Source organism: Flavobacterium panacagri, from assembly GCF_030378165.1.
Lineage (GTDB): Bacteria > Bacteroidota > Bacteroidia > Flavobacteriales > Flavobacteriaceae > Flavobacterium > Flavobacterium panacagri.
Genome location: NZ_CP119766.1, coordinates 4,097,907 through 4,115,765, shown reverse-complemented (window position 1 = coordinate 4,115,765; position 17,859 = coordinate 4,097,907). Strand labels below are relative to the sequence as shown.

The window sequence follows — 17,859 nt, the reverse complement described above, 5'->3', positions numbered from 1 at the left end:
CATGAAAGAATTAGTAGCATACATATTGCAGTTTGGCAGTTTAAATCAGCAGCAGATTGATTTAATTTTAAGCAAAGCCCAAGAAAGAGAAATTAAAAAAGAAAGTTATTTTTCTGAAGCCGGAAAAGTAGCTGTAGAAGTTGGATTTATTGTAGAAGGAATCATGAGAGTTTGTTATTACAATAACAAAGGCGAAGAAATCACTAAATATTTTATTGATGAAAACAACCTCGTTGTAGATTTAGAAAGTTTTGAAAACAGTATTTGTTCTTCGGCTTATGTTGAAGCAGTTACCGATTGTAAAATGATTATTTTTTCTAAAAAAGACTGGGAAGAACTTCTCAATACCATTATAGGCTGGGATAAAATCGTTCATAAAATCATCAATAAAGCTTTGATTTTAAAAGTATCCAGAAGAAGTCCACTGGTTTCTGAGGATGCTACAACACGTTATTTATCTTTTATGGAAATGTTTCCCAATGTTATCAATCGTGTTCCACTTTCTTATTTAGCATCTTACCTCGGAATTACACAATCTTCTTTAAGCCGAATCCGAAAAAATATCCGTTAAAGTTGCTTTTTGCCATTTGGCAAATGTTTTTGTTTTTTATCGGTGCAACTTTGTAATCAATAATTTAAAAAAATAAAAAAATGGATTCAGTATTAATTACAGGAGCAAATAGAAGCATAGGTTTAGAAATAGCAAAACAGCTTTCAGAAAAAGGATTATTCGTTTATTTAGGAAGCCGTGACCTTCAAAAAGGCGAGGAAGTTGTAAAAGAACTAACTCAAAACGGATTTAAAAATATCAAAGTTATTGCAATTGATGTTACAAATCAGGAAAGTATTGTAGAAGCTAAAAATATCGTAGAAAAAGATCAGGGAAAATTGGATATTCTAATTAATAATGCAGGAATTTTAGGCAATATGCCACAAGATTCTTCGACAACATCGGTTGAAAATATTCAGAATGTATTTGATACTAACTTTTTTGGCGTAATCAGAGTTACTCAGACATTTCTTGAACTGCTAAAAAAATCCAAAAATCCAAGAATAAGTAATATTACATCTGGCCTTGGTTCCTTAACATTACATAGTGATCCAACTTGGGAATATTATCCGTTTAAAGCCGTTTCTTATGTTTCATCTAAAACAGCTTTAAATGCGTTCACTGTGACTTTAGCTTATGAATTAAAAGAATTAGGAGTCAAAGTAAATGCTATTGATCCAGGTTATACAGCAACAGATTTTAATCATTTCAATGGACCGGGAAGTGTAGAAAGTGCCTCAAGCTTTATTATTAAACATACTATAACTGATGAAAATGGCCCAACCGGAAAATTCTTTAGCAATGATATTAAAGACGAAAGCGAAGAAAGCCCGTGGTAAAATAGAATTTTAGCATCGTACGAAAACTCCAAAGTCACTAGATTTTGGAGTTTTTATTTTTAAAATCAATCCTATTTAGAATTAAATTAAGAGAAATAAAAAGTAAAAGCGGTAAATTAGTAGCCTGAAAAAATCAAAAACAGAAAGCATGTCTATTACAACAGAAGCAGAATTAGCCGGAATGAAAAAAGCGAGTGAAGCCGTAGCATACACTTTAAAAGAAATGAGAAAATTTGCCAAAGTTGGTATGTCAACCAAAGAATTGGATGATTACGGCGGACAAATATTAAAAGATTTTGGAGCTAAATCTGCACCTTATGAAACTTATGGTTTTCCGGGCTGGACTTGCATCAGCGTTGACAATGAATTTTGCCACGGAATTCCTTCTGATAAAAGAATTCTGCAGGAAGGCGATTTAATCAATATTGATGTTTCTGCTGAATTAGACGGTTTTTGGTCAGATAACGGAGGTTCTTTTGTAATTGGAGAAGATATAAATGAACACCAAAAATTGATTGAAGCTTCGAAACAAATTTTACATAAAGCCATTCACAATATAAAAGGTGGCGTTCGTATTTCGGATATTGGTTTCCTGATAGAAACCGAAGCAAAGAAAAAAGGCTATAAAGTCATTAAAAACTTAACTGGACACGGAGTAGGGAGAAGTCTTCACGAAGCACCTCATGAAATTGCCAATTACAGAGATCGTTTTAATATGACGAGATTTAAAAAGAATTCAGTTGTAGCAATTGAAACTTTTATTTCGACAACTTCAACTTATGCAGAAACAATGAAAGATGGCTGGACAATGGTTGGAAATAAAGGCGGTTTTATGGCGCAGCACGAACATACAATTGTGGTTACCGAAGGCAAACCAATTATTTTGACCGAAATGAATGAAATTTGGAATTAATTAATTCTCAATAAATACACAAAAACTCCATTAACGATAATGGAGTTTTTTATTTTAAACGAGATTATTCTGTTTATTGAATTCTGCGACTAACTTTTTATTGGTTTCTATGATTTTCTGAGGATTAATCATGTTCTTATTGAATATAAAATCATAGTTTTTATCCTTTGGTTTAAATTGATTTACACCGTAAGCTACGCTATTTGCAGGAATATTTTTGGTTATAATGGATCCAGCACCAATAATCGAATTCTCTCCAATTGCAATTGGCCCTAAAATTTTGGCGCCATCAGCAATAATAACATTTCTAGCAATAATTGGATTTCCGACATTCTCCCATTCATTAGTGATTTTGTTGTATTTCAAATTAGCTCCAATAGAAACATTTTGAAAAATAACCACATTTTCACAGATTTTAGAAGCCACAATTGTACATCCGCGACCGTGATGCGCAAACAAAACACTTTTGTCTATTTCGGCACAATTTATTTCACAGCAATAAAGTTTCTCTAATAAATTGCCAGCGATTTGTCTAAGAAAACTACTTTTTGAATCGCAATTGATTTTAACTAATGTATTAAACATGTTCTTTTTTAAGCATCAGACATTTTATTCATAATTCATAACTTAATTAGGTTCCCACAGTTCAATTTTATTGCCTTCAGTATCCATTATATGAACAAACTTTCCGTAATCGTACGTTTCTATATTATCTAGAATTGTAACTCCATTTGCTTTTAGCTTTTCTACAAGTCCTTCAATATTTTGAACGCGGTAATTGACCATAAACTCTTTTTTGGATGGAGAAAAATATTCATCCCCTTTCTTAAAAGGACACCATTGCGTCGATTCAATTTCTTCCGGATTATCGATATTTCTGGATTCAAAACTTGAAGACCCCCATTCGTTAATTTCTAATCCTAAATTTTTGGCATACCAGTCTTTCGTTTCTTTTGGATTATCCATAAAAAAGAAAATTCCGCCAAGTCCTGTCACTTTTGGTTCTGTATCATTAGAATTGTTTCCCATAGAAATAGATTTTTAAGATTTCTAAAATTGATGTTATAAAACTAAATCTAAGGTATAAACAATTATTGTAATTATATTTACATTAAAACAAAATAGCACTTAAAAAATAGTCCAATGAAAAACGATAGAGTATACAAAATAATATTTGCCAGTGTTTATCCCATGTACATTCAAAAAGCAGAAAAAAAGGGGAGAACCAAAGAAGAAGTCGATACCGTAATTTTATGGTTAACAGGTTATAGCGAATCTCAATTTAAAGATCAGATTGAAAAGAAATCAGACTTGCAAACTTTTTTTGATGAAGCTCCAAAACTAAATCCGAATGCTTCAAAAATTACAGGAGTTATCTGTGGTTATCGTATTGAAGAAATTGAAGATCCGTTAATGAAGAAAATCCGTTATATGGATAAATTAGTAGATGAATTGGCGAAAGGAAAAAAAATGGAAAAGATTCTGAGAGAATAAAAACAAAACCTCCAAAATAAATATCTCAGAGGTTTTACTCCATTTTTTAAACTCTTAATAAACCGCGAAATCCTCGTGCCGCATAATAAGATTCTGCACCGTTATGATAAACAAAAACGGTATTGTATCTAAAATCAGAAAAGATAGCTCCTCCTAATTTTCTAATTTCCGTTGGAGTTAAAATCCAGCTTGATGTTTTAGCATCGAACTTTCCAAGCTTTTGGAGTTCTTTGTATTGTTCTTCATTTAGAATTTCAATTCCCATTTCTTCCGCCATATTAATAGCGCTGTTTGCGGGTTTATGTTCTTTTCTTTTTTCAAGTGCTTCATGATCATAACAGAAACTTCTTCGTCCTTTTGGGCTTTCAGGAGAACAATCTACAAAAAGATATTCTTTTGTTTTTTCATCATAGCCAATAACATCCGGTTCGCCTTCAGTTCTTTCCATTTCATCCAATGACCATAATTTTTTAGGATTGGCTTTTAATTTGGCTTCAACAGCTGACCATTCCAAATTTTTATGTCTGTTTGGATTTTTTTCAAAACGTTTTTCCAACGTATTTAAAATCTCTTCTTGTTCGTTGGCAGTCAATTCTCTTTTCATAACATTCAAATTTTAGTTTGCAGAACATTTTCTGTTCTCTGGTCTGTAATACCAGGAAACAATTGTCAAAACAATTAATAATATTGGGCCGAAAAGTTCTTTAGCGCTGTCACCAACCGCCAGATGAGAAACTACAGCTCCAGACATAGCAAAGAAAAAGCCTGCATAAGCCCATTCTTTCAGTAAGCCAAATTTCGGAATTAATATCGCAATCACACCTAAAAGTTTCCAGACACCTAAAAGCGTTAGAAAATAAAGCGGATAACCTAAATGGTTCATCATTTCTTTTTCTTCTTTTATCTGCATCAATTGTACGATTCCTGTCGATATCATTCCTAATGCCAGCCAAAGTGTGGCAATCCAATAAATAATTCTGTTTCGTTTATTCATGATTTTATTTTAGTTTAGTTACAATTTCTTCTAGTCGGTTGTGGGCCATATTTAAACCTTGCGCAAATGGAAGTTTCAATTGATTTGCTCTGTGCTCAATCGATTTGTAAATAATCTGCATGGTAAGTTTACTGGTTTCATCGGTAAGTTTTTCGAATTCTAAAAACTCCAATTGCGGTGCAAAATTGATAGTATCCATTTCAAAAGTGCGGACAATTCTCTCATTTGGAACAAAATCATGAATAACACCATTTGCTTTAAAAACAACATTTCCGTTAGGATCACTCGTTTCAAATTCCCAAGCACCGTATTTTCTGCTCTCCAATTTTATCACTTTAGTTCCCATCCATTGTGCCACAATTTTAGGATCTTCATAAGCTTTAAAAAGCAATTCTACTGGAAGTTCAAATTCTCTAGTAATGATAAGATCGTGTCTGTTATCTTCAGCATGAATTTTTGTTTTCTTTTCCATGGTTTTATTTTTTATAGTTTTTCATAATCGCTTCCAATTTATCGAAACGCTCTTCCCACATTTTTCGGAATGGTTCAATGAAATTGTCAATTTCCTTCATTTTTTGAGGATTTAAATGATAATAAATTTCTCTTCCGTTTTGTGTTTGATGTAATAATTCACATTCATTTAGAATCTGAATATGTTTCGAAATCGTCTGTCTAGACGAATCAAAGTTGGCTGCAATGGCACCAGGTGTCATTGCTTGTATGGCAACCAAACTTAATATAGCTCTTCGGGTTGGATCGGCTATTGCCTGAAATACATCTCTTCTAATTTCCATTACGCAGTTATTTGACTGCAAATATAATGAAGTCATTTGACTGCGCAAATATAATTTTGCATTATTTTAAAAAAAAATACCTCCAAACATTTAATATGGAGGTATTTAAAGCCTTTATTTGCTAGTCCAAATTAATCCAATCCCGCAAACTGAAAAGGTTTTGCTTCTTTGAAATTAATCAAGGATTCGCCTGAATAATTTTCATTATTGGCTAAACTTAATTTTCTAATTTTTCCCTTTTCACTAAAATCAATTTTACTGAATTCCACCCAAATCACGTTTGGATTCAGCACATTATCAAAATAATAAACCATATTTTTTTGATCCGCAACAGTTCTCCAGCGAGTAGAGGAGATATTAGGTTCAGTTGGAGAAGCAATTCCCAGTGGAACAGAACAATTTCTAATAACGCCGAAAACACTTGCTAAAGCGCTTCTGGTATTATCTGTTTTCGGAATCGCATCTATATAGTAAGAAGCTCTCACGAAACGGTCTGCTGCTCTATTGGTTCCTGGAAGCATAACTGTTCCAGGAATACTTTTCCAATAGGTATTAATAGCCAATTGCTCATCAAAAATAGGAGAGTTGGTCATGGTTACATATTTTCTATCGTGATGAATGACCAGTTTTTCATTGATATATTCAAAAATCGCATTATCACCCGAAGCATCAGAAACGGATAAATGTACCGTTGCAAAAATATTTGTGCCCGGAATGTGAGATGAAGCCACTACAAATTCTTCTTTCTGTAAAGCTGAAACAACTTCCGAAACTGTAGAAAAGTTATCCAATACATACTGAAGCCACAATGAAACTGCCAAACCTTTCACTTTACCATTCTTTTCAAATTTTGGATATTGAGATTCAACCAACCACAAAAGATTGCCTACAAGCCCTTTTTCATTCATTCCGTCAGAAGAAGCGATGTCCCACGAACTGGTAATTACACTTCCGTATTTTGATTTCCATTTAATAGAACTTGTTCCAGCTTCACCAACACGTTCAATGCCACGTGGAAAAATCCACAAATTCGCTGGTATTTCAGTGCGCCAGTCCATAGAACGAGCTGTTATTATAGTACCATTTAGACCTTCATAAACAACCCTTGTACACGGCAGTGCAGTTTCAGTAATCAAAGTAAAAGCAAGTAAAAGCGAGAAAATTTTGTTTCGTGGTTTCATGGTATTTTACATTTTTAATTAAACGTTGTTCAGTATGTTTAAATAGGGGGAATAATCTTTATAAGGTTTGATCTACTAATCTCTTTATGCAATTTACATAATTCTTATAATATTTTGATTATCAAATTAATAGTAATTGCAACAAAATATTAATTGATTTAAAGGCTTCTTTAGAAAGTAAATTATTTAGAATTATTATAAATAATTATTATTTTGAAGATAATAATGTTATTTTTGAGGAGATTACCTCAGTTTATACTCCATTAAAATAAATTCTAAAAATGATAAAAATGATATTAAAAGTCTTGAAAATAACTGTGTTTGCAATAGTTACTCTGCTTGCAATTGGTTTCATATTTGAACACATTTCCCGTATTTATTTCGATAGCCACCATCCCGATGATTCTGAATTTGTAACAATTGATGGAAGAAAAATGCACTATAAAAAAGAAGGCCAGGGAAATTGCACAATCATTTTTGAATCTGGTTTAGGAGGAGATTATCTGCATTGGCAAGAAATTCAGAAGAAACTCTCTAAAAATTATACCACAATCGCTTACGATAAAGCAGGAATTATGTGGAGCGATCCATCAGAAGAAATTTCATTAAAAAGATATACCGATGATCTTAAATCGCTTTTAGAACAAACGAACTGTCCAAAACCTTATATTTTAGTTGGACATTCTTTTGGAGGCATTACACCAAGGTTGTTTATTAAAGAAAATGCTAAAGATTTGGCTGGAATTGTATTTATTGATGTTTCGCATCCAAAGCAGTTAGAAAAATCATCTACAGCCCTTAAAAATTCTGTTCAGCCACCTCCAAGATCATTTCTAAGTTTCTTAAACGAAATTGGAGTTATTAGAATTTTATACAGTAACGTTCCTTTTACAACTGCAGTCCCAAAAGAACATTGGTTCAATAAAAACGTTAAAATCTATTTCTACCGCATTTTTGACGGAATGATGACGGAGCTGGAAAATGACAAAAAGCTAATGAAAGAAGCTTCAGAAATAGCTGATTTTGGTTCTATTCCATTAACTATAATTACAGCAAAATACCCAAATGGAGTAGAAGGAGCCAAAGATAAAAAACTGGAAAAAGAATATTTATCTATTCATAATAGCTTACAGAAAGATCTTCTCCATCTTTCCTCTAACAGCAAACAAATCTTTGCCCAGAAAAGCGGACATTATGTAACACTTCAAGAACCTAACTTGATTTGCAACGAAATCAAAAGATTAGCGCCAGAATAATTCTGGCGCTTTTTTTTTAAAGAATAATATTTTCTTTGATATTGATTTGTTCTAAAAAAGATTCATCATGTGATATCACAATCAACGTTCCTTGATATTCATTGAGCGCCGCCGTAAGAATTTCTATATTTTGAATATCCAAATTATTTGTAGGTTCGTCCAAAATAATAACTTCAGGAGCTTCATTACTAATTGTTAAACAACATAGCATAAGACGCATTCTTTCACCGCCACTTAATGCGCGGCAAGATTTATCCCAATTGGTTTGAGAGAATAAAAAGCGATTTAGTCTCATTTTAATATCATGTTCTTCTAAACCACAATCGTTAAACTGCTGTGCCTGTTCATAAATATTTAAATCATTATGCAGTAGAGAATAATCCTGATCAATATAAATTGTTTTTTTAGCCAACGAAGTGATATTTCCACTATTAGGCTTTAATGCTCCGAGAATAATTTTAATTAAAGTCGTTTTTCCTGAACCATTTAAACCTTTAATACTAAAACGATCACCCGAAAGAATTTCAAAATTTAGATTGTCTTTCCAAAGTGATTGATTATTATAGCTGTAATTTAATTCTTCAGCCTTAAAAATCATTTTCCCTTTATGAAATGAAACATTAGAAAATCCAAATTTCATCTGATCTATTGCAGGAAGTGACGAACGGAGCTGTCTTAAATCTTCTGAAATGCCACTGATTTTTTCTGCATGGACATCTTTCAGTTTGGAACTGCTGTTTTCAGCATTATTTCGGAGTGTATTCATCATTATTCTAGCAACTCCTGACTTTTCCTGTTTCTTTTTTCCTCTTGAATCTAATTTATTCTGACGCTCAATCGTTTCTCGTTCTTTCTCTTTCGCTTTTTTAAGTGCCTTTTCTTTACTTTGAACGTCTTGCTCCAAAGCATTATTTTCAATTTTCTTTTGATCGCTGTAAAAATCATAATTCCCGCCATAAACAGCAATTCCGTTTTTACTCATTTCAAATGTTTTATTCAAATGATTCAACAGTTTTCTGTCATGGCTCACAATTAACAGCGAACAGGATGTAGATTTTATAAAATCGTATAATAATTTTCTACCTTCAAAATCCAAATGATTGCTGGGTTCATCTAACAAAACCAAATCGGGTTGATGAATCATAATTCCGGCCAAAAACACCTTCGTTTTCTGTCCGCCACTTAATGTTCCCATTTTTTGTTCTAAATCTAAATCCTGCAGTTTCCAATAGGATAACGCTTCTGCACAACGTTCTTCGATAGTCCAGTCATCGTTTAATAATTGAAGATTTTCTTCTGTTACAACACCTTCAAGTATTTCTTTAAGTGATTTTATTTTATCCTTTATTGATAAGGCTTCGGAGATAGACAAATCGTTAAACTGACCGAATAATTGCGGTACTGAATAAGGAATTGAATTTTGAATAATCTGACCCGAAATCGGTTTTAGTTGTCCCGTAATAATTTTTAATAATGTAGATTTTCCAACGCCGTTGTTTCCAACCAAAGCCGTTTTATCATTCTTATTTAGAGTAAAACTAATGTTTTGAAACAGCATGTTTTTATTCTCATGCTGGTATGAGATATTTTGAAGAATAAGCATAATTCCTTTCTTTTATAGATAAATAATCAAGTACCGCAATCTTGCGTTACTCACTAAATTTTCCGAAAGAAATTATTTTTCACATATTCTAAATATCTATTTGAAGTATTGCAAAGATATTATTTTACGCTTAAAAATCAAAAAACCATTCTTAGCAGTTTAAAGAATGGTTTTTTGTATAGAATAAATATTTTTTTTTTAAATTTTGCTAAGTGTTATTTTAGCTTCTTTTGCATCTAAAATTAATTGATCCTCTGTAATTGTGCTTACACAAGGATAAGGTGTGCCAACTTCATCTTTGATAACAAGACTTGTTCCTTTTTTGGTTAAAGCAAAAGTTCCATCATTTATTTCGCGAAGAAAATACCCTGTAACATGTCCATCTTCTGTAAATGTTAATGTTCCATTTGTTAAAATGGCATTTTTAGTAGAATCAGACATTGGTATTTTTGCTTCGACTGCAGTAACTTTCCATGAATTCACCAACCTATTTCTTTTAGTATGACATGAAACCATTAATAAAACAACAACTGCAATTACGAGGGTAAATAATTTAGAGTTTTTCATGATTATGTGATTAAGAAGTTAAACAGGAAAAAGTTACAAAAAAAAATGACATTAAATTATTAGAAGTCAAATATTTATAAAGTTTTTTTTTGTTAGTAAAATCACAAAAAAACAAATTTTAATTTAGTGTCAAAGCTCCTAATATTTCCTCATACATAAAAGGACCGCCAGGATAAGTAGCCGTATAGTCGAGATTCATCCAAACTTGTCCACGTTCATCAATATGATAATGTAGTTTTTTACCATAGCTTTCTTTAACAAAAAGAACATTTTTGATCAAATAATTGACTTTTTCCAAGTCAATCATTGAACCAATTAAAATTTCTGGATAAATATGTCCTTTCGTATGAATAAGTCTTGGAGTTCCTCCAATGGACCGAATCGCCGCCGCCATTAAGATCGAGTGATCGTCGCAATCGCCAGAGAAATAATCTAAGGATTCGCTGGCGGTTGCGATATAATCACCATCTTTTGGGTCGTTGACGTAATTCCATCTGCCATTTATTTCTTTAAAAACAGCAAAACACTGAATAATAGTTCTATAATCTGAATACCCCCTAATTCCTTTAAAATGTTTGCTTGTTGCCATAATAGCAAAATTCCGCACTCTAGGATTCTGATATTCTATCGCATTGATAATTTTTGATTTATTGGGAAATGGAAGCAGTTTAGCCACAATAATATCCTGTGGATAAGGATTGTCAGACATGGTATAAATCATCGAATTATAATCTTCTGAAATTTCACTGAAACCATAATTACCAATTACGCTTCCGTAAAATAATACCAGTAAATAAACAGCAATGCACAAAATAATAATCGTTCTGAGATACATCAGAAGGAAAAATATTGCGGCAAAAACAAAAATAAAGATAAATACACGATCTAGATTGAATGCCCATTCCAAATCTATTAAATTTTGATGCAGTATGATGAAAATCGGTATTGTAATCAAAAAACTTAAAATCGAAATAATAATCCTGTCCCACGGTGATTTCACCTGTAGTTTAGATTTTAATCTCGGAAAGTCGATTTTAGGGAATTTTATCATACGAATCAAAAAAGCAATATTACAGTGCTTTTACGGTTTCTACAAAAATACTTTTTTTATCAATAATTCCCAGATCAAATAATTGATTTTGAATTTTATTAAAAGACTTTTCTGTTAAATTTTTCTGTGACCATTGTGTTAATTTCAGCCATTCTTTTATATCTGATGCTTTCTGATTGAAAAGCTTCGATAATTTCTTGTCTATTTCTGGAATTTCTTTAAAATCAACTGTTGTTTTGTTGATGATATCTAAAATTTTCTCTACCACTTTAGGATTCTTTTTTAAGAATTCGTCGCGGACTGCAATAATAAAAGATGGCCAAGGAGTAGGGCAGTCGTCAATACGTCTAAATATACCTTGATCTACAAGAGGTTTTGTCATAAAACGCTCCCACATAAAATAATCCGCTTTCTGGTTGTTTAAAGCATCTACAGCTCCGTCAATAGTATTTACGATTTCAAATTCCAAATCATCAGGCTGCCAGCCTTGTTCACTTGCGTTAACATAAGCCATCAACTGAGATCCAGATCCTACTCTTGAAATAGCAGCTTTTTTGTTTTTCAAATCTTTGAGAGTTTGAAAATCAGATTTTGCCGCAACGTGAATTCCCCAAATTAAAGGTGATTGCACATAAATCTGGACAATTTTACTGGGATTTCCTGCTGCAATATCCTTTAAGATTCCTTCGGTTAAAATAACCGCTAAATCTGTTTCGCCATCTCGCAGCATTTGACACATTTTCCCAGTGCCTTCGGGAACATTCCTCCATTGTAAGTCGATGTTCTCTGCTTCAAATTCGCCATTTTCAATACACAGATGCCATGGCAAATTGAAGTGTTCCGGAACACCCGCAATTTTGACAGTTTTCATTTATTCTAAGTTTAAGTTAAGTTGCCTGTTTGGTATGCGTATGCGTATTAAGGTTGTTTAGTTTTTCAGTAAATCTGTACGATGTTTTTCTGAAAGACAAGGTTCTGCATATTCGATAATTTCCTGCGACTCATATTCGTTCAACAGACTTCTTACCAAAGCATAATCTACATCTTTTACAATTTCTACAGCAAAAAATGTTTCGTTTAGTTCCTCTGATAAACAATTTATTGCCTTTAATTTTTCGCGAATGATTGCTGCGTCAAATCCTTTTTCTAAAATAGCAATCTGAACAATCGAGTTTCCTGAGTTTTGTATCGTTTTCCTATGCATGAAACGCGCTTCTGTTTCATCGTATTCTGCATAAAAAATATCGTCTGTAGCAATTAAAGGGCCAAAAAATGGAATATTATCCAATTTAAAAAGTCCTTTTTCTAAATCTAAAATTTCTGCCCACATGGTTTCAGAAACTACTTCGTCCAGATAATCGCTGTAATATTTAAATAGTATTTTTTTATGAGTTTCAGACATTATTCAATTTCGTTTATTATGGCTTTTAATGATGATATTACAATTCTATAGCCGTCTGGATCCTGAATCATTTTTCCGTTTTCCTTCCAGAATGGATTAATCGGTTCTATGGTTGGAATATTGTGGTGTGTAAGTTTATTTATTAGTTCCTTATAAGTTAAAATCGTCTTTGGATAAAGTACTGTAATATCATCTTCATCAAAAGAATGATTAGCTTTAACATTGGACTGTGTAAATTCAAAATGCCAGTCTAGACCTGCTTTTCCAATAAAAATTCCGTCATAATTATTGTGTTTCTCAAAACCGCCCAATAATTCAAAACCCAGAATATCTACATAAAAATCTTCAATTTTCTTTAAATCATTTGTATGTCGTGCAATTCTTAAAAACATCCTTCTATCTTATTAATAAGCAATATAAAAAATATAAAAAGAAAAATTCCTGCCAAAAAATTCTTCTGGGCAGTCGTAAAACCGTTTTTATCTACAATTTCATTTCTTTGATCTAAATAATAGTCCAAGTTTTTAGGATATTTATCTTCAATCGCTGCATTTAAAAATCTAAACAAACACCACCTGAATAAACCTCCAATTCCCAGCGTAAACTTTCTTATAGGATCTCCAATAAAATGTGCAAGCATTAGTTTTTACCTGCCAATTTATTCAATGTATAAGCAATTAACTCATCAACAGCCTTATATGGATCTTCACTAAAAGTTCCAGATGCTCGATTAGCAATAATTGCATTCAGCGATAGGGCATTATGACCTAAAAGAGCCGAAAGTCCGTAAATTGCTGCCGTTTCCATTTCTAAATTAGTGATTTTAGTTTCATTAAAACTAAAATTATCCATTTTATTATTTAATTCTTCGTCTTGAATATTTAAACGTAAAACTCTTCCCTGCGGACCGTAAAATCCTCCTGCAGTAGCCGTGATTCCTTTAAAAATTTTATCCGATTCTATTAACTTTTCTAATTCTTCAGAACATTGTGTCACATAAGGTTTTCCTTTTTTAGGATCCCAATTGGTGTGTTTTACAAATGCATCTTCAATTGCAGTAATCGAAACGTCTTCAATTAGGTAGGAGCGAAGCATATTATCCAATCCTAAACCAAATTTTGACATTACAAAACTGTCAACCGGAATATCTTCCTGTAAAGAACCAGAAGTTCCAATACGGATAATATTTAGTGAAGTTAAGGTTTGTTTTGGTTCTCTTGTATTTAAATCAATATTAACTAGGGCATCTAATTCGTTTAGAACAATATCAATATTGTCTGGGCCAATCCCTGTCGAAATCACAGAAATTCTTTTACCTTTATAAATACCAGTCTGGGTTTTAAATTCTCTTTTTTGAGCTGAATATTCTATTGAATCAAAAAATTGCGTAATTTTTTCAACTCTGTTTTGGTCTCCAACAAAAATAATGTTGTGAGCAATATGTTCAGGACGAAGGTTTAAATGGTAAACACTTCCATCTGGGTTTAGTATTAATTCTGATGATTGAATCATTTTTTTTAAGTTGCTAAGGTTATGGGATACTGAGGTTCTAAGCTTTTAATCTAAAAATTAAAATAACTAAATTCCAAATACTGATCTGGAATCTAAATTCTGAAATCTAAAATTATTATCCTCCTACACGTTTTGTTTTAAATCCTTTCTCTTTTAAGATAGCCATTATTTTATCACGATAATCACCTTGAATGATAATCGAATCATCTTTAAAAGTTCCTCCAACGCTCAATTTGGTTTTTATTTCTTTGGCTAAAATTTTAAAATCTTCGTCAGATCCTTCATAGCCTTCGATAATTGTGGTTGCTTTTCCTTTTCTTTTCTCAAATTTACAGATCATTGGTTCTTTCTGAACATACAATACATGTTCTTGCTCTTCAGCTTGTTCTGGTTCATTTATTTCAATGTGATCAGGAAACAAGTTCTTTAATTGATCTTTTAAGTCCATATTTTATTCATTGCTAAAAAATAAATTCCAAGTATAAAGATATTTAAAAATAAATTCCAAACTCCAACAGAAAGTCGGAATTTGGAATTTTTAATAAAATGGAATTTATTTAAGTTTATTTTTTAATTAAACCTAATTCTACTAAACGTTCATGTAGAAATTCGCCAGCAGAAATATCCTCATATTTTTTTGGATTTTCTTCATCAATACAGTTTTCTAAACAATCCAAACGCATATCGCTTACCGGGTGCATAAAAAACGGAATAGAATAACGTGAAGTTCCCCATAATTCTCTTGGTGGATTAACCACTTGGTGAATTGTTGATTTTAATTTGTTGTTGGTATGTCTAGATAACATATCTCCAACATTAATTACTAGTTCGTCATCTTCTGCGATAGCATCAATCCAGTCTCCATTATGATTCTGCACTTGTAATCCTTTACCTTGAGCTCCCATCAATAACGTAATCAAATTGATGTCACCGTGAGCTGCCGCACGAATTGCATTTTCTGGTTCAGAAGTAATTGGTGGATAATGAATTGGTCTTAAAATAGAGTTTCCTTCTTTTGCATATTCATCAAAATAAAACTCATCTAGGCCTAAATGTAAAGCTAAAGCTCTTAATACATAAACTCCAGTTTTCTCTAATTTTTGATATGCCTCTTTACCTACAACGTTAAAGCGTGGTAATTCAGTTACTTCAACATTTTCAGGATATTCTGAAGCCCATCTAGAATCTGCGTCAACGTATTGACCAAAATGCCAGAATTCTTTTAAATCTCCTTCTTTGCGTCCTTTAGCATGTTCTTTTCCAAAAGAAACATAACCTCTTTGACCGCCAATTCCAGGAATTTCATAATTATGCTTAGTTTCTATTGGCAAGGCGAAGAAGTTTCTAATTTCGCCATAAAGTTCGTTTACCAATTGATCATCAAGAAAATGACCTTTTAAAGCTACGAAGCCAATGTTTTCAAATGCACTGCCGATTTCATTTACAAATTTTTGTTTACGTTTCGGGTCGTCCGAAAGGAAATCACGTAAGTCTACACTAGGAATGTTTTGCATACTTTACATTTTTTATTTTAAAAGAGAGGTGTCATAAGCACCTTTCGTAAACAAAGGTAGAGAATATTTTAGAAAATAATCTTAAGCTCGGCTATGAAAAGAAGGTTTCTGACTAAAAAAATATTTCAGAATCCAATAAAATTGGCGCAAATTGTTATATTTGAAACACTAAAAAAACAAAATAACCACATGATTTTTTACCGACAAAACCTTACTGACCTTCAATTATTAGATTTATATAAAAAAATATTAAAACCTCGATTAATCGAAGAAAAGATGCTCATCTTGATTCGTCAAGGTAAAGTTTCTAAATGGTTTTCAGGGATCGGGCAGGAGGCAATTGCCGTTGGTGTTACGGCTGTATTGGATAAATCCGAATACATACTTCCGATGCACCGAAATCTAGGTGTTTTTACAACACGAGAAATTCCGCTGCATCGTTTGTTTTTACAATGGCAGGGAAAAGCAAACGGTTTTACAAAAGGCCGTGACAGAAGTTTTCACTTTGGAACTCAGGAATACAACATTATTGGAATGATTTCGCATTTGGGGCCACAGCTAGGAATTGCTGATGGGATCGCATTAGCCAATAAACTCCAAGACAACAAAAAAATTACAGCTGTTTTTACAGGAGAAGGAGCAACAAGTGAAGGCGATTTTCATGAAGCATTAAATATCGCAGCGGTCTGGAGACTTCCTGTGATGTTTATTGTCGAAAATAACGGCTATGGACTTTCAACACCAACAAATGAACAATATGCCTGTGAAAATCTTGCAGATAAAGGAATTGGTTACGGAATAGAAAGCTGGATTATAGATGGAAATAATATCGTTGAAATTTACAATAAACTGTCTCAACTAAAGCAAGAAATGCAGGAGAATCCGCGACCGATTTTATTGGAATTTAAAACTTTCAGAATGCGCGGACACGAAGAGGCGAGTGGTACAAAATACGTTCCTCAAGAACTAATGAATCAATGGGAGCAGAAAGATCCTGTTAGTAATTACAGAAAATATCTAATAGAAATCGGCGTACTTACAACAGAACTTGATGATCAATTTCATGCTGAAATCAAACAGGAAATCGATGAAAACTGGACAAAGGCAAATGCAGAACCCGAAATTGAGCCAACTTACAGCGGAGAATTAGATGATGTTTATAAAGAGTTTCAATATGAGGAATATAGTCCTAATCCTGAATCTGAAAATATTCGTTTTATAGATGCTATCCGAAATAGTTTAGAACAGTCTATGTGGCGTCATAAAAACCTTGTCATTATGGGGCAGGATATTGCGGAATATGGTGGAGCTTTTAAAATCACAGATAATTTTGTTGACGTTTTTGGAAAAGATAGAATACGAAATACACCAATCTGTGAAAGCGCTGTTGTTTCTGCAGCAATGGGATTATCTATAAATAATTATAAAGCAATCGTAGAAATGCAATTTGCAGATTTTGTATCTACAGGATTTAATCCGATCGTAAATTTATTAGCAAAATCACATTATCGCTGGGGCGAAAAAGCAGATGTTGTTGTTCGTATGCCTTGCGGAGGTGGCACTCAAGCCGGACCATTTCATTCACAGACCAACGAAGCTTGGTTTACTAAAACACCAGGTTTAAAAGTAGTTTATCCAGCTTTTCCCTATGATGCTAAAGGACTTTTAAACACTTCGATAAATGATCCGAATCCGGTATTATTTTTCGAACATAAATTATTGTATCGCAGTATTTATCAAGAAGTCCCAAAAGATTATTATACGATTCCTTTTGGCAAAGCTGCTTTGATAAAAGAAGGAAATGCGGTCACCATTATAACTTTTGGAGCTCCAGTTCACTGGGCTTTAGAAACGTTAGCAAATAATCCAGAGATTGATGCGGATTTAATCGATTTAAGAACTTTACAACCATTAGATGTCGAAACCATTTTTGCTTCAGTAAAAAAGACTGGAAAAGCTATAATCTATCAAGAAGACACTCTTTTTGGCGGAATTGCAAGTGATATTTCGGCATTGATTATGGAAAACTGTTTTGAATACCTTGATGCTCCTATAAAAAGAGTAGCGAGTTTAGATTCGCCAATTCCATTTACAAAAGCTTTAGAAGATCAGTTTCTGCCAAGAAATAGATTCGAAACAACTTTAAAAGAATTATTAGATTATTAATTCTTTCCTCTATAAAACACTAA

23 protein-coding genes are annotated in these 17,859 nt (G+C 32.6%); 6 read left to right on the top strand and 17 right to left on the bottom strand.

The features are described from left to right. The first annotated feature begins 1 nt into the window (after position 1). The 3 genes from P2W65_RS18150 (at position 2) to map (ending at position 2,302) form a co-directional block, all read left to right on the top strand. Entirely contained in the window at positions 2-571 is a 570-nt protein-coding gene (locus P2W65_RS18150; RefSeq protein WP_289659828.1) for a Crp/Fnr family transcriptional regulator, read from the top strand. A gap of 80 nt (positions 572-651) precedes the next feature. Beyond that, a complete protein-coding gene (locus tag P2W65_RS18145) occupies positions 652-1,389 on the top strand; it encodes an SDR family NAD(P)-dependent oxidoreductase (RefSeq protein WP_289659827.1) in 738 nt (245 codons plus the stop codon). A 148-nt stretch (positions 1,390-1,537) separates the two neighbouring features. After that, on the top strand, positions 1,538-2,302 hold the full coding sequence (gene map / locus P2W65_RS18140) for a type I methionyl aminopeptidase (protein WP_289659826.1): 765 nt from the start codon (positions 1,538-1,540) through the stop codon (positions 2,300-2,302). Positions 2,303-2,356: 54 nt separating this feature from the next. Here the strand turns inward: map and P2W65_RS18135 are convergent, their stop codons facing one another. Together P2W65_RS18135 and P2W65_RS18130 are read right to left on the bottom strand one after the other, a co-directional pair. Then, positions 2,357-2,887: a serine O-acetyltransferase gene (locus P2W65_RS18135; RefSeq protein WP_289659825.1), complete on the bottom strand. Its 531-nt coding sequence runs from the start codon at positions 2,885-2,887 to the stop codon at positions 2,357-2,359. Between the two features lie 42 nt (positions 2,888-2,929). Beyond that, a complete protein-coding gene (locus P2W65_RS18130) occupies positions 2,930-3,331 on the bottom strand; it encodes a VOC family protein (protein WP_289659824.1) in 402 nt (133 codons plus the stop codon). 114 nt (positions 3,332-3,445) lie between these two features. Between P2W65_RS18130 and P2W65_RS18125 the strand changes: the two genes are divergently transcribed. Then, on the top strand, positions 3,446-3,796 hold the full coding sequence (locus P2W65_RS18125) for a DUF2200 domain-containing protein (protein ID WP_289659823.1): 351 nt from the start codon (positions 3,446-3,448) through the stop codon (positions 3,794-3,796). 46 nt (positions 3,797-3,842) lie between these two features. Here P2W65_RS18125 and P2W65_RS18120 read toward each other — a convergent pair whose 3' ends face one another. The 5 genes from P2W65_RS18120 to P2W65_RS18100 form a co-directional block, all read right to left on the bottom strand. Next, positions 3,843-4,400, bottom strand: a complete 558-nt coding sequence (locus P2W65_RS18120; RefSeq protein WP_289659822.1) for a DUF4256 domain-containing protein — start codon at positions 4,398-4,400, stop codon at positions 3,843-3,845. A gap of 12 nt (positions 4,401-4,412) precedes the next feature. Continuing rightward, complete coding sequence (locus P2W65_RS18115) at positions 4,413-4,790, bottom strand: DoxX family protein (RefSeq protein WP_289659821.1); 378 nt, start codon at positions 4,788-4,790, stop codon at positions 4,413-4,415. A gap of 4 nt (positions 4,791-4,794) precedes the next feature. Then, positions 4,795-5,262 carry an SRPBCC domain-containing protein gene (locus tag P2W65_RS18110; RefSeq protein ID WP_289659820.1) on the bottom strand — a complete coding sequence of 156 codons (468 nt, stop codon included), beginning with the start codon at positions 5,260-5,262 and terminating at the stop codon, positions 4,795-4,797. Between the two features lie 4 nt (positions 5,263-5,266). Next, the gene (locus P2W65_RS18105; RefSeq protein WP_289659819.1) at positions 5,267-5,584 is read right to left on the bottom strand and encodes an ArsR/SmtB family transcription factor; all 318 of its coding nucleotides are present in this window, start codon (positions 5,582-5,584) and stop codon (positions 5,267-5,269) included. 131 nt (positions 5,585-5,715) lie between these two features. Further along, entirely contained in the window at positions 5,716-6,765 is a 1,050-nt protein-coding gene (locus P2W65_RS18100) for a linear amide C-N hydrolase (RefSeq protein WP_289659818.1), read from the bottom strand. A 290-nt stretch (positions 6,766-7,055) separates the two neighbouring features. Between P2W65_RS18100 and P2W65_RS18095 the strand changes: the two genes are divergently transcribed. After that, a complete protein-coding gene (locus P2W65_RS18095; RefSeq protein WP_289659817.1) occupies positions 7,056-8,021 on the top strand; it encodes an alpha/beta fold hydrolase in 966 nt (321 codons plus the stop codon). Between the two features lie 16 nt (positions 8,022-8,037). Here P2W65_RS18095 and abc-f read toward each other — a convergent pair whose 3' ends face one another. The 10 genes from abc-f to P2W65_RS18045 all read right to left on the bottom strand — a co-directional run bounded on the left by abc-f (position 8,038) and on the right by P2W65_RS18045 (position 15,670). Then, positions 8,038-9,624 (bottom strand): ribosomal protection-like ABC-F family protein, encoded by a 1,587-nt coding sequence (gene abc-f / locus P2W65_RS18090; RefSeq protein WP_289659816.1) that lies wholly within the window; start codon positions 9,622-9,624, stop codon positions 8,038-8,040. A 198-nt stretch (positions 9,625-9,822) separates the two neighbouring features. Beyond that, on the bottom strand, positions 9,823-10,191 hold the full coding sequence (locus P2W65_RS18085) for a hypothetical protein (RefSeq protein ID WP_289659814.1): 369 nt from the start codon (positions 10,189-10,191) through the stop codon (positions 9,823-9,825). A 118-nt stretch (positions 10,192-10,309) separates the two neighbouring features. After that, a complete protein-coding gene (locus tag P2W65_RS18080; RefSeq protein WP_289659812.1) occupies positions 10,310-11,242 on the bottom strand; it encodes a transglutaminase-like domain-containing protein in 933 nt (310 codons plus the stop codon). 19 nt (positions 11,243-11,261) lie between these two features. Continuing rightward, positions 11,262-12,113: a substrate-binding domain-containing protein gene (locus tag P2W65_RS18075; protein WP_289659810.1), complete on the bottom strand. Its 852-nt coding sequence runs from the start codon at positions 12,111-12,113 to the stop codon at positions 11,262-11,264. Positions 12,114-12,170: 57 nt separating this feature from the next. Continuing rightward, a complete protein-coding gene (locus tag P2W65_RS18070) occupies positions 12,171-12,644 on the bottom strand; it encodes a DUF4265 domain-containing protein (RefSeq protein WP_289659808.1) in 474 nt (157 codons plus the stop codon). Continuing rightward, positions 12,644-13,036, bottom strand: coding sequence for a VOC family protein (locus P2W65_RS18065; RefSeq protein ID WP_289659807.1), 393 nt, complete (start codon positions 13,034-13,036; stop codon positions 12,644-12,646). Before P2W65_RS18065 ends, P2W65_RS18070 begins: the two co-directional genes overlap by 1 nt. Next, positions 13,027-13,284 carry a hypothetical protein gene (locus P2W65_RS18060; RefSeq protein ID WP_289659805.1) on the bottom strand — a complete coding sequence of 86 codons (258 nt, stop codon included), beginning with the start codon at positions 13,282-13,284 and terminating at the stop codon, positions 13,027-13,029. Before P2W65_RS18060 ends, P2W65_RS18065 begins: the two co-directional genes overlap by 10 nt. Then, the gene (locus P2W65_RS18055) at positions 13,284-14,156 is read right to left on the bottom strand and encodes a nucleoside phosphorylase (protein WP_289659803.1); all 873 of its coding nucleotides are present in this window, start codon (positions 14,154-14,156) and stop codon (positions 13,284-13,286) included. Before P2W65_RS18055 ends, P2W65_RS18060 begins: the two co-directional genes overlap by 1 nt. 115 nt (positions 14,157-14,271) lie before the next feature. Then, on the bottom strand, positions 14,272-14,604 hold the full coding sequence (locus P2W65_RS18050) for a translation initiation factor (RefSeq protein WP_289659801.1): 333 nt from the start codon (positions 14,602-14,604) through the stop codon (positions 14,272-14,274). A 115-nt stretch (positions 14,605-14,719) separates the two neighbouring features. Continuing rightward, a complete protein-coding gene (locus P2W65_RS18045) occupies positions 14,720-15,670 on the bottom strand; it encodes an isopenicillin N synthase family dioxygenase (protein ID WP_289659799.1) in 951 nt (316 codons plus the stop codon). 189 nt (positions 15,671-15,859) lie between these two features. Between P2W65_RS18045 and P2W65_RS18040 the strand changes: the two genes are divergently transcribed. Then, a complete protein-coding gene (locus P2W65_RS18040; RefSeq protein ID WP_289659797.1) occupies positions 15,860-17,836 on the top strand; it encodes an alpha-ketoacid dehydrogenase subunit alpha/beta in 1,977 nt (658 codons plus the stop codon). Positions 17,837-17,859: the final 23 nt, after the last annotated feature.